This is a genomic window from Bdellovibrio bacteriovorus (assembly GCF_048286975.1).
GTDB lineage: Bacteria > Bdellovibrionota > Bdellovibrionia > Bdellovibrionales > Bdellovibrionaceae > Bdellovibrio > Bdellovibrio bacteriovorus_H.
Map to the genome: position 1 here is coordinate 867,213 of NZ_JBLVRT010000001.1, position 12,301 is coordinate 879,513.

10 protein-coding genes are annotated in these 12,301 nt (G+C 50.9%); all 10 read right to left on the minus strand.

What is annotated here, in order from left to right:
* Window positions 1-11 precede the first annotated feature (11 nt).
* Window positions 12-1,091 carry a PulJ/GspJ family protein gene (locus tag ACNQKP_RS04275; protein ID WP_417863053.1) on the minus strand — a complete coding sequence of 360 codons (1,080 nt, stop codon included), beginning with the start codon at window positions 1,089-1,091 and terminating at the stop codon, window positions 12-14.
* Entirely contained in the window at window positions 1,088-1,585 is a 498-nt protein-coding gene (locus tag ACNQKP_RS04280) for a PilW family protein (protein ID WP_417863055.1), read from the minus strand. Before ACNQKP_RS04280 ends, ACNQKP_RS04275 begins: the two co-directional genes overlap by 4 nt.
* 6 nt (window positions 1,586-1,591) lie before the next feature.
* Window positions 1,592-4,138, minus strand: coding sequence for a hypothetical protein (locus tag ACNQKP_RS04285; RefSeq protein WP_417863056.1), 2,547 nt, complete (start codon window positions 4,136-4,138; stop codon window positions 1,592-1,594).
* A 186-nt stretch (window positions 4,139-4,324) separates the two neighbouring features.
* Window positions 4,325-6,730: an endopeptidase La gene (lon, locus tag ACNQKP_RS04290; protein WP_417863057.1), complete on the minus strand. Its 2,406-nt coding sequence runs from the start codon at window positions 6,728-6,730 to the stop codon at window positions 4,325-4,327.
* A gap of 153 nt (window positions 6,731-6,883) precedes the next feature.
* Window positions 6,884-7,264: a TraR/DksA family transcriptional regulator gene (locus ACNQKP_RS04295; protein ID WP_088563791.1), complete on the minus strand. Its 381-nt coding sequence runs from the start codon at window positions 7,262-7,264 to the stop codon at window positions 6,884-6,886.
* Between the two features lie 92 nt (window positions 7,265-7,356).
* Window positions 7,357-7,728, minus strand: a complete 372-nt coding sequence (locus tag ACNQKP_RS04300; RefSeq protein WP_041578160.1) for a TraR/DksA family transcriptional regulator — start codon at window positions 7,726-7,728, stop codon at window positions 7,357-7,359.
* Window positions 7,729-7,835: 107 nt separating this feature from the next.
* Complete coding sequence (locus ACNQKP_RS04305) at window positions 7,836-9,506, minus strand: ABC transporter substrate-binding protein (RefSeq protein WP_417863060.1); 1,671 nt, start codon at window positions 9,504-9,506, stop codon at window positions 7,836-7,838.
* Complete coding sequence (locus ACNQKP_RS04310) at window positions 9,503-10,513, minus strand: DnaJ C-terminal domain-containing protein (RefSeq protein ID WP_417863062.1); 1,011 nt, start codon at window positions 10,511-10,513, stop codon at window positions 9,503-9,505. The genes ACNQKP_RS04305 and ACNQKP_RS04310 overlap by 4 nt, the downstream gene beginning before the upstream one ends.
* 9 nt (window positions 10,514-10,522) lie before the next feature.
* Window positions 10,523-11,041 carry a nucleotide exchange factor GrpE gene (gene grpE / locus ACNQKP_RS04315; protein ID WP_417863064.1) on the minus strand — a complete coding sequence of 173 codons (519 nt, stop codon included), beginning with the start codon at window positions 11,039-11,041 and terminating at the stop codon, window positions 10,523-10,525.
* An 84-nt stretch (window positions 11,042-11,125) separates the two neighbouring features.
* On the minus strand, window positions 11,126-12,298 hold the full coding sequence (gene hemW, locus ACNQKP_RS04320) for a radical SAM family heme chaperone HemW (RefSeq protein ID WP_417863066.1): 1,173 nt from the start codon (window positions 12,296-12,298) through the stop codon (window positions 11,126-11,128).
* Window positions 12,299-12,301 lie beyond the last annotated feature (3 nt).

A 12,301-nucleotide genomic window follows, 5' to 3' on the forward strand; every position in this document is an offset into this window, starting at 1 on the left:
TGCGACTTTGTCTATTGGCAACTGAGCGGTCGCTTTAAATTCAAATTCTGGGAAAAGACCGTGCGCTGGCGGCTGATGTTGGTTTTGATATCTCCGACAGTTTGTCCTTGGTTTCGTTTCATATAATTTTCCGAAGCATCCAGCTTCAGATCAAAAAGCACCGTATTAAAGCAGACATTATTAGCCGCATTCAGCATATCCGGGATGAAGTTCGCCGGCTCCACTCGAAGGCCCGATCTGGTCGCCAGGTAACCGATCTTGAAAGAGTTGATCGTGAAATCCACGTGGGGGTTTTGCAAAAGCACGGTTTCAGCCCGGGTGTTTTCATCCAGCTTGATCAAACTGCGATCGCTTTTTCGTAAACACAGATAATAAGTATTAGACGAATACACTTCCGTCCCGGTGATAAAGACCGAGGTTTTCGGCGTGATGCTGCTGCCGTTGGCGGTGGGCGGGGACTTCAAAATCACACTCACATTGTTAAACTTGATGGGGTTCCCCGCCGAGTCCACCCGTGGCTGGTCATCGTAGGGATCCAAAGTCGCATTCAAGCGCATCGTGTGGGTGGACACCATGTAGCGGCGGATGTACCGGCGATCGGCATCGACCAGAACAAGTTCCCGCGGCGATTTCGAAGTCCCGAACATGGAGCTGGTGGTGGCATCCGCCGTCAGGCGCAGTTCATGAGAGCTGCCGGTTTTATTCACATCAGCCATTTCAGACCAGGCGCGAAGCACACGTTCTGAACGCTGCTTTCGATCCAAAGTGGTGTAGCGGATGACCGACCCCGTGGAATCGTTCAGGCACACCGACGGTTCAAGGCCGGGTGTCAGAGAGGTCAGCCCGAAATAGGCAACACTGGAAGCTGAGGTCAGATTTTCCACCGGATCAAAACGGATGACATTACGGATGTCGCCTTCGGCATTTTTTAAAGCCATCGACATTTCAAGCTGTCCACCGGACCAGACTTCCAAATTGCGCTGCTCGGAAAAGAAGTTGTGAATCAGATAGGTCACAATCCCGATCACCATCGTGGAAATGCTTACCGCCAGTAAAAGCTCCATGACGGAGAATCCAGAGTTCTTCTTCATCGTTTAAACAGAGTCACCTGATTGTGAATCAGGCGGGCTCCGGCTCCGCTGGAATACCCGCGCACATGCAGGGTCACTTTTTTCAGTGTGTTGGAATATTTTGGAAGCTTCAACGACGGAGAACTGAAATCCGCACTGATACTGGTGGCAGGCTCAACCTCCCATACAACTTGAATGCTGTCTTTGGAGGGCTCCGGAAGTCCGCACAGCGGCGGGTTTCCGGCTTGAGTCACTTCGTTTTGAAATTCAGTCTGGTAATTGTATGTCCGAACGATGCAATTCCCGGGAAGGGGGATATCTGTGACCGCGCGGCCTTTCAGCTCGATGGCGTTGTTGGTCAGAATTTCTTTGAGGATGATAGAGCGATCCACTTCGGATTTGTGAGTGCGATTGGAAAGAGTCAGCTGCATCAGTACTGTCAAGCTGATCAGGGAAATCCCGATTGCAACAAGCACTTCAACCAGCGTCATGCCGGAATTGTTCAGAGGTTTCATATGCATCTATTGTCGGGTCTCCAGAATAGGCTGGTCAATCCCGATGATAGAGCCCAGGTTGCGGTAATCCACAGGTGGATCAGCATGAACAAAGATATAGCGTCCGTTATTCACTGATGGTTGAGTGCCATAGTAATCCGGCTGACTGGAGTATGCTGCTTCCCGGTGAGTCAGGTTGGCCACAAGACAGGGCGTTCCCGGCGCCATCGGATTGTAATAAGCAGAGCTGGTCCATTGCATGTTTTTATGGGCCAGAGAAAACTGCGTTCCATAGTTTCCGCGCGTGTCGGTCACGGTGTGAAGTGGAGTGTTCAGATTTCTTTTTCCTGAAGGAACAAAATCATCAAACGTCGTGTACATGCGAATGCCGGTGAAAACCAGATCAGATTCCTCGCGAGTGGCATTAAGACCCGCAGCCCGCTGCACCCAGAAGATCGCAGGATAGTAGGATCTTGGGAAACGATCCGTGACACCATTATAGTATCTGGAACTGAGCGGAGGAATCGGAGAATTCGGTGCTGAATGATAAGGGGGAATATTGGCCGTCGTCAGAATGTCGTTGCCAGGAACCGGAGTCAGAGTGTGTCCCGCCATGGAAACCATACACAGATTGGAAGGGAACTGACTGTCGGTGGAATCAGGTCCGCTCCACAGGCCTCTCATTACAAAAGGATTTGAGGTGTCGATATTGGCATTGGTGATCAGACTGACATTTTCCATGCGGAAGGTGCGATACCCATAGCGGAAGCCGTCGTTTTCCTGGCGAATGTAATCTGTATAGTTGTGCAATACAGGCCGAATCTGTCCGCTGACAACGGGCCAGTATCCCTGCAAATAGTTGTAGGTGGCTGGAACATATTGGGGACTCAGCAAGTGCACGCGTTCTGGCGACAGCAAAACCATCGGCAGCGGTTCTTTGCCCGCATTCGTGGCATCAGCATTAAAGACCACTTCGCGCAATCGTCCTGGATCCGTGTCCAGTGGTGAAGTGTTGTCCTGCTGATATCCGCGCAAGGCCAGAGTGTCTTCGGAAACAACCCACAAAGAAAAATTCTTTCTTGCCGCATTCGCCGACAGAGATCCCAGCATCAAACCCTGAGAGGCGGTCTGGCGAATCTCGGTGGGAACTTTTGTGTAAACTACACGACGAAGCAGGCGCTCTTTCAAGGCTGGATTCGTCAGTTGCCCCGGGTTGAAGTTGTTCAGGGCCAAGGAGTTCATGTCGATGGCGGAAACCTGCCCACAGACGTTGGATCCGGAACTGGTGGCATATTTTTTCTGGAACTCCAGATCCCAGATGTCGCAATCCTGATAAGGGCTGGTGGGGGTGCTGATGACGGTGCCGCACGCTTGCGCATCTTCTTCAAGCGCTTCCATGTTATCCCAGTTCAAACTTGGAGAAGGAATTTCTTCCGCATCCGCGGTGAAAAGAGTTCCTTCAAGTCCTGCATCCTGACGCCATTTGGAAAAACCGCGCGGGAAGTGTTCGGAATGAGAACAGATCTTTTTAGTCGTGCCCGCATCGGATCTGGAAATACAGGTGGCATCAATACGGATACCAAAGCCGTTGGCACCACCCCAGGCGTAGTTAAAGATGCTGTAGCGATCCGGATTATTAAAGTAAGTCCCTGAATCTGTCGCGGACCATGATTGTAGGGGAGGTGTCCCGCCAAACAGGGCAATCGGATAAACCTCGCTGGCCACCGAGGCCTTGCTAAGCGGGCCCGGGGTGGCGTCAATCACCTGCTGCTTTAAGGTCTGTGCTTTGCTGTAATCACGAGTGACCACGACGGAAGATGCGCCAAACTGTGAGTGATGGGTGTTGGGAGTTCCTAAATCTGCCGCATATGGTGCCAGCAGGGTTTCGATGTTGTTGCCGACGGGATTTGGCTTGGGAATGCTGTACTGGATATAATGCATGCCCCCGCCAAACTGAATGCGGTCCCCTTGAATGATCGTACCCCATTCACCCGGCCAGCCAGCTGGTGAGCCGTTCCAGTCCATGTGACTGTTCGGGCGGTGGATGTTGCCACCAAACTGCAAAGGGCCCTTGGTGTAAATACGCCGATCGCGCGCAATGAGGGCGGTGGGATATTTTTCATTGTACAGACGACGCAAGGTCATCGTGTTCGGAGAGTTTGAGAACAACAAGTAGTCCGACACATCCAGAATCTTGATGCGTTTGATATAGAACGCCTTCAGATCGCGGTACTGACCTTCCGAGATCAGTTCATAGTTCTTGGTGGTGAAATTGTACTTGGCTGAAACTTTCCACTTCATGCCGCCGGCAAGTTCGCCCTCGACATTGAAGTCCTCCGACTTCAGACAGGCGTTGTCCGGTGGCGGTTCCCACATGCGTCTTTGCAAAGCCGCTTCCATCACGGCAAAAGCTGACGTGGTGACCTCGTTCAAAAGCACCTGATCGTAATCTTTGGTTTTATAGTCGTAGTTGCGTTTGTGGATATCAGCCGAATTCAGGACGGAAATAGTCCCGATAGCACACAATACAGTTACGAACAGAAGGGTGCTTTGCCCCAGGCGGTTGAGTGTCATTACTTACAGAGTATGACTGTTAGTTGTTTAGCACAAGTTACAGGGGGTGTTTCTGGTCTTGCAGTGACAGAAAGTGTGTCATCACGAGACACATTCACGAGTGTGATTCCAAATAGACAGAAGGCCGGGTTTACCGGCCTTCTGACGTAACATCACATTTTAGGGAGGGGCGATGTCACTTGCGGTTTACGCCGCAAGAGTTTTGGTCTTTTTAGGGTCTTTCTTCGCGACAGGCTTTTTCTCCTGACCTTTTGCCGACTTGTCGAAGGCGACTGCGAAGACTTCATCCAGATTCTCTGCAAGGATGAAGTTGATCTTGTCCTTGAACACCTTAGGGATATCAGCAAGATCCTTTTGGCAAGCCATCGGGATGATGATGTTTGTAATACCCAGGTTCAAAGCGGCAAGACACTTCTCACGGATACCACCGACAGGCAGTACGCGTCCCTGCAAGGTCACTTCACCAGTCATCGCGATATCGTGACGAACCGGAGTGCCTGTCATCAAACTCACAAGAGCGGTCGTGAGTGTGATACCTGCAGATGGACCGTCTTTCGGGATCGCACCGGCTGGCAAGTGCACATGCACATCGTACTTTTCAAAGAAGTCTTCTGGGATACCCAGTTCTTCCTGGTGAGCACGAGCGTAAGACATTGCTGCGTGAGCGGACTCTTTCATCACGTCGCCAAGCTGGCCCGTCAATGCTAGATGTCCTTTACCTTTCATTTTCAAAGCTTCGATAGTGAGAACTTCACCACCAGCTTGTGTCCAGGCAAGACCTTGTACCACGCCCACTTGAGAGTCGGCGATTTTGTCGTCGCGCTGGAATCTTGGAGGACCCAGAAGCTCCGGAACTGTTGTGGCATTTACTTCCACAAAGTTTGTTTCTTCCATGACCACCATCTTAGCCACTTTACGGCAGACGGAACCCACTTCACGCTCCAGGTTACGAAGACCCGCTTCGCGAGTGTAGCCTGCAATCAGGTATTTGATACCTTCATCGGTGAACTTGATATTCTCTTCTGTAATACCGTTGGCTTCGATCTGTCTCTTGATCAGATGTTTTTTCGTGATCAACAGTTTGTCATTCTCGGTGTAACCAGGAATGTTCAGGATCTCCATACGGTCACGCAAAGCTGGTGGGATATTTTCCAACACGTTGGCTGTTGCGATGAACAACACATTTGAAAGGTCGAAGTCGACATTCAGATAGTTGTCACGGAAAGTTGCGTTTTGTTCCGGATCCAGCACTTCCAGCATCGCTGCAGAAGGGTCACCACGGAAGTCAGAACCCAGCTTGTCAATTTCATCCAGTACGATCACTGGATTGCTTGTTTTTGCCTGACGAAGAGCCTGGATGATTTTACCCGGCATCGCGCCCACATAAGTGCGGCGGTGACCACGGATCTCCGCTTCATCCTTCACGCCGCCCAGAGCGATACGGAAGTATTCACGGCCCATCGCACGAGCGATGGATTTACCTAAGGAAGTTTTACCCACGCCTGGAGGACCGCCGAAGCACAGGATTGGTCCTTTCAGGTTTGGTTTCAGCTTGCGAACCGCCAGGAATTCCATGATACGGTCTTTGGCTTTTTCCAGTTCATAGTGATCTTCATCAAGAATTTCTTTGGAGCGCTTCAGATCGATGTGATCTTCAGATTTTTTGCTCCAAGGAAGATCCGCCATCCAGTCAAGGTATGTACGAACCATTGTGGCTTCAGATGCATCCGGGTGCATACGCTCCAGACGGCCCAGTTGTTTCAGGGCTTCTGCTTCCACATGAGTCGGCATGCCGGCGTTCACCAGCTTTTCACGCAACTCATCCATTTCTTCTGATTTGGAGTCGCCTTCTCCAAGCTCATTCTTTATAGCCTTCATCTGCTCACGCAGGAAGTATTCACGCTGGGACTTGGACATGTCGTCCTTGGCGCCCGTGCGATTTTTGGATTGAGTCTGCATCACTTCAAGTTCTGCAGCCAGAATCTCGTTAACCAGTTTCAGTCTTTCTGTCGCATCAGAAGTTTCCAGAACCTTCTGTGCGTCCTGAACTTTGATGCCCAGGTTGGAAGCGATAAGGTCAGCAATGCGACCTGGATCAGAAACATCGTCCAATACCAGCAGGATGTCCGGAGAAAGAGGGCGGCCCAGAGCGATGATGCGCTCGATGTGCTCTTTCGCGGTTCTGATCAAAGCTTCGTTTTCAACAACAGTTTTTTGAACCGGTGTTTCTTCGATCTTTTCAACAGCCACTTCAAAGGAAGGGGAGGTTTTGGTGAAATTCTTCACGCGGCCTTTTGCGACACCTTGGATAAGGATTTTCACGCGACCGTCGGAAAGTTTTCTCATTCTCATGATCATCGCCACTGTACCAACAGTGTAGATGTTGTCTGGAGATGGATTTTCTTCAGTGATGTCTTTCTGGGAAGCCAGGAAGATCAGGCGATTTTTTGCCAAAGCTTCTTCAACTGAGCGGATCGAAGCGTCTCTGCCTACGAACAAAGGAATGATCATGTAGGGGAATACTACGATGTCTCTCACAGGTAGCATGGGAAGGGTCTGTGGGATTTCTAGGACTTTATCGTCAAAACTCATACCGCTCCTCCGCGTGATGCGGGAATTTATGTTTCTGGTATGAGTCTTCTCGGTGTGAGACAGTTTTTTCTAAACTGCAATCGTTGATTAATTTAAAAAATTGGACTGACATCCATGTCAGCGGACCTCATCCAATGAGTTTAAATAGGAATGTTATTGGAACAGGCCCGTCTGGCTTTCTTGTTCTTCCATGCAGTCAATACAAAGGGCTGTGAAAGGTCGTGCTTGCAGGCGGCGGGCATTGATAATTTCCGTGCAGGATTCGCACTGGCCGTAGGTCCCGTCAGCAATTTTCCCCAAAGCTCTTTCGATCGCGTACAAAGCTGTACGGTCACGTTCGTGCAGATGAATGGAAATATTATTGGAGATATCCTGAGAAGCGGCTTCCGCTTCATCCGCAACCGCAGCCATGCTGGATTGCTCCTCTTTAAATTCATGTGATTTATTGAGGATCGTGCTCTTTTGGAAGAGCAAGGATTCTTTCAGATTTTGCAGTTCAGTTTCAGTCAACTCTGTGAGTTCGGTTGCGTTCATCTCACCCCCCGATATGATGATCCTTGGCCGAAAATTGATCGCATATTACGGGGGAATGATTATCTGTCACTAAAAATGCACAGCGTGATTATTTATCGCGCAAACTTACGACTTACCGCTTCTCGCATCTCGGCACCTTCGATGGACAAGCGGGTCCATGGAATTGCCAGCAACCTTTCAGATTCGATAGCTTCCTCGGTCTCTTCGCAGATGCCGAAGGTACCTTGCTCGATACGTGCCAGGGCCATCTCGATCTCGACCAGTTGATTTCTCATGCGTGCTTGGGATATCAAAAAAGAATGTTCTTCGATGTGGGCGACAGATTGATCTGCTTCGTCACCGCCACGCTCCGCATGGACCAGTTCGCGCTGGGCTGTTCTGAAACGATTCAAAACATCCTGTTTCGCGGTTAGAAGTTTTCTTCTGCACTCCATCACTAAGTTTTCAGAAATACGACTTGTCATAACAACCCCCTTCTAAAGATTTGCGACTCTCTTGGTCGCTGGTGTTCCTAAGACAGGGCACCGCAAGAAGGGGGTTAAAAAATCGTCATTAAATTAACTTATAGATACTATTTGCGGACTTTAAGGGGAATTACTTCGCCTTTTTCAATAGTTAGAGCGGTCACCGGGCGCTCGATTTCGCGCTCAGCATTAATACTGAGGTTTCCTAGCGATCCTGGGAACTTATTTAGCTGCCCCAGTTTCTGCACCAACTCCTCACGGGAGCTGGCTCCGGCGGCAATCAGCTGACGCAGGATCAGACCAGCATCATAAGCCTGGATTTCAATCAGGGAAGGCGGTTCATTGTACAGGCTGCGGTATTCGTTCACAAAACGCGAACGATCCTGATTCGCCGGAGTCATGCTGTCGACGAAGATCAGATTCTGCGAAAAATTCCCGGCGCGTTTGGCGATGTCTTTCGTGTTCCAAAGATTGGTTCCCAAAAGCTTCACGCCGCGCACATCATTATAAGACAGCATCGCTGAGATCTGTCCCATCGCACGGGCCGAGTCGGGGATAAAGATCGCATCAAAGTCCGTGATCGGCGGCAGCACGTTTTCAAGATTGCTTTGGCGAACAGAGTGTTTTTTTCCAGAGGACTGAAGCTCTTTCAAACGCAGATTGAATTCATCCTGACGGGCTTCGCCGAAGTAAGTTCCCACCAGACGCTGCACCACCAGACGGAAGTCGGTCTCTTTCACGGAATAGGTCTGAACCGCTGTGATCTCACCACCACGGGCCAACACTTCATCCCAGAAGATATTGGTGAATTCAATGCCGTAAGGATCGTTCGGGTAAAGCACCGCGAACTTTTTCATGCCCATGTCTTCCATCGCCGTGCGAACCAGGGCGCGCACCTGCATACCGCTGGTCAGAGAGTTTCTAAATACTGTCGGGCCCACTTCGGTCAAACCGGAGCGCTGGGAAAGGGCGATGGTCGGCACACCCAGCTCATCTGATTTTGCGGCCACGGCAGGAGCGGTTTTTGAAAGTAAACTTCCCACGATGGCAATAACGTTGTCTTCTTTCACCAGGCGTTCGACTCCGCGACGGGCGGAATCAGGATTGCCTTCACTGTCCATCACCGCCAATTGGAAGCCCGAGCCCGGAATATGCAGCCCCAGGCCCATTTCAAGGCCGCGCAGCGCTCTCTGCCCTACAGGGGCGTTACGGCCACTCAGTGGCAGCACCACGCCCACGGTCTGGGACTTCACGTTCTTTGCTGAATCCAGCTGCAGGATGATTTCCTGAGCTCTCAGGGCCAGATCGCTGCCCGGAACAAATTCAGTCACCGAATTAAAGTACATCTTGGCATCGGACGTGTCTTTTTTGTCCAAAGAGATTTCACCCAGACGGAACATCGCGTGTCCGCGCAGGAAGCCAAAGTCCGATTCATCGGCAACGTCTTCCAGCTGATCTTCATTGAGTTTATTTTCAACAATGTCGATGGCCTTCAGACGGTAAGATTCCTGATCGGCCTTGCTGGGCGCCTGCACAGCCTGATTCACCAGGGATTTTAGTTGCCCCAGCACATCCGTTGACGGTGCGCCAGGAACACTCAAGGGTTCACTTTCAATCTGCTCAGGAGGTTTGCCGGTGGTCAGACCGCCCACGGCTTTTGGCTTTTTTCCGGTGGAGGCGGTGGTCGCCGCAGGCTTCATCGGAGCGCGTTTGGTAGCCACTGTCGTACAGGAAGCCAGAAGACCGGCCGTCAGCAAGAGTGAAAAGTAGGGTTTCATTTACGCGTCCTCATCAGTTGTGCGACTTTATCCTGGAAGGCCTTCACCAAAGGACTTGTGTCCGTGGTTTTGGCAAGTTCTTCCACCAGTTCTTTTTGTTTGTTGCTAAGACTGCTCGGAGTGTCCACCAGAACGCGCACAAGCATGTCGCCGGATCCGAAGCCACCCAGTTTCGGGAAGCCTTTGCCCTTCAGTCGGAACGTCTGCCCGGAGTGTGTTCCCGGAGGAATACGAATCATGGCTTTTCCGGTCAGGGTCGGAACCTCGATGTTCGTTCCCAAAATTGCATCGGTGTAGACAATCGGAAGATCCAATGTCACATCGTTTTCGTTTCGTTTGAACAGCGGGTGTTCCTGAATGTTGATAATCACGTACAGGTCACCGGCAGCAGCACCCCCGGAAGCATCCCCTTCGCCTGCCAGTTTCAGGCGCTGGCCTTCTTTTACTCCGGCAGGAACATTGACAGAAAGTTTGGCAGGCTCTTCGCGGCCGCCACGCTGGCGCATGAAGCTGATGACTTTTTCGCTGCCCAAGGCGGACTCTTCAAAAGAGATATTCAGCGTATAGCGCAGATCCGTACCCTTGCTGGGACGACGGGCACGCGCTCCGCCAGGTCCTGCACCCGGGCCGCGGGCATTGCCAAAGATTTCGCCAAAGACATCACCGAAGATGTCCTGGAACGGATCACCACCCGCACCGGCTCCAGCACCGCCAGCTCCGGCGCCACCAAAGCCGCCGAATCCACCGGCACCACCGAACGGGCCGCCGGCTCCGCCGAAGCCCTGGGCCCCGGCGTGACCGAACTGGTCGTACATTTCGCGTTTTTTGGTATCACTCAAGACTTCGTAGGCCTCGGTGATTTCCTTGAATTTTTCCTCGGCCTTTTTATCGCCGGGATTTTTATCCGGGTGATACTGCATAGCCAGCTTGCGATAAGATTTTTTGATCTCATCAGCAGTGGCAGAGCGGGAAACATTCAAAAGGGAGTAAAAATCTTTTTTAGACAAGCAGGTTCCTTACTCTGGCTTCTTGGCAACAACCACTTGGCCAGGTCTGATCACTTTATCATGAAGTTTGTAAGGCTTTTTAAATACACGCACCACGTGGCCTGGAGCCATTTGGTCCGTCGCTTCGCTGCTCAGTGCCTCGTGCACAGTGGGATCAAACGGCGCGCCTTGCGCCGGGATTTCAGTGACATTGTGACGCTGAAGCAGAGACTTTAATTCCTGAGCGGTCATATCCACACCCTGTTTGAAGGTGTTGAAGTTCTCGGCACTCACATTCACACTCAAAGCGCGGTCAAAATTATCCACCACTTCCAGCAGGTCGCGCACCAGGCGCTCACCGCCGTACTTTGTCAGATCGGAACGTTCCTTGATCGCGTTGCGTTTGTAGTTTTCAAACTCAGCGCGCAGGTAAAGATAGTCGTTTTTGAACTTTTCAGCTTGTTCCTGAAGTTTCTGGATCTCAGAAGCGATTTCGGCATTTTCTGGATTAGGTGGATTGGAGTTTTGAGAGTTGTTTTCTTCTGACATGAGACTTCCTTTCGCAATACTTAAGATTGTGTATTCACGAAGCAATGTCAATGTCAGGGGGGCGGAAGAAAAACTCCTAGCCCCTTAGAAATCTTCTTGAAGGAAAGTCAGTTCCTGGAAAACACGGTTGCTCAGCACAAGGCCCTCACGCGTCAGTGACCAATGCCCGTTGTCAAAGCGAACCCAGGATTTTTGCTCCAGATTTTTCATGATTTGCAGGACCTTTTCGCTGATATTCTGCGGGAATTTGGCTTGCAGCTGCCCCACATTGAGTCCGCGCATCAGACGCATCGAAGTATGACAAAAGTCTGTAAGAGCCTGATGCATTTCCAGCACTTCCACCTGATTCGATGGCAGATGGCGCACCGGGGAATCAAATTCCTGACCGTCAAATGCCAGAATCTGCTTCTGGTATTCGTTGATGGAATTGATATTCCAGTAACGCGTGCCCCAGGCGGATTCCTTGGAATAAGAATGCGAGCTGAGGCCCAAACTCCAGTAGGGCTCATCCACCCAGTACAGCATGTTGTGACGGGATTCAAAACCCGGCAGGGCAAAGTTGGATATTTCGTACTGCTGAAAACCTTTGCGTGTCAGTTCGTCGGCGATGATGTCAAACATCTCAACTTGTTCATCGTCAATCGGGCGGCCTTTTGACAAAGGATGTCCGTCAGGAACTGTCAGACAATAAGGGCTGATGTGTTTCGCCCCTTGTTCAACGGCGATTTCCACATCCCGGCGCAGGCCTTCGACAGTTTGGGAAGGCAGGGCAAACAGAATATCAAAGCTGAAATTCACACCGTGGGCCCGAAGAAGGTCGAGAGTTTCCAGGGTCTGTTTTGCCGAATGTTCGCGGTGAACCATTTTCAACAGACGATCATCAAAGGTTTGAGCCCCCACACTGAAACGGTTGATGCCGTTATCCAGATAGGTTTTCAGTTTTTCTTTACTGACGGTTGCCGGATTGATCTCGATGGTGATCTCGGTGTCAGGTCTAGTTGTAAATCCATATCTACCCAGCTCTTTGATAATCGCTACAATGAGATTTGCAGGGATGAGGCTCGGCGTGCCTCCACCAAAGTAAATGGTGTCCAGACTTTGGGGAGTGTAATAGCGGTGCTTCTGGCGAATTTCCTTAAACAGAAGTTCGACGTACTGATCCGGTGGCAAAATCTTGCTTTGCTCATAGGTGGCAAAATCGCAGTAAGTGCAGCGCTGGATACAGTAGGGAATGTGGATATAGACGCCAAATGCCATGGG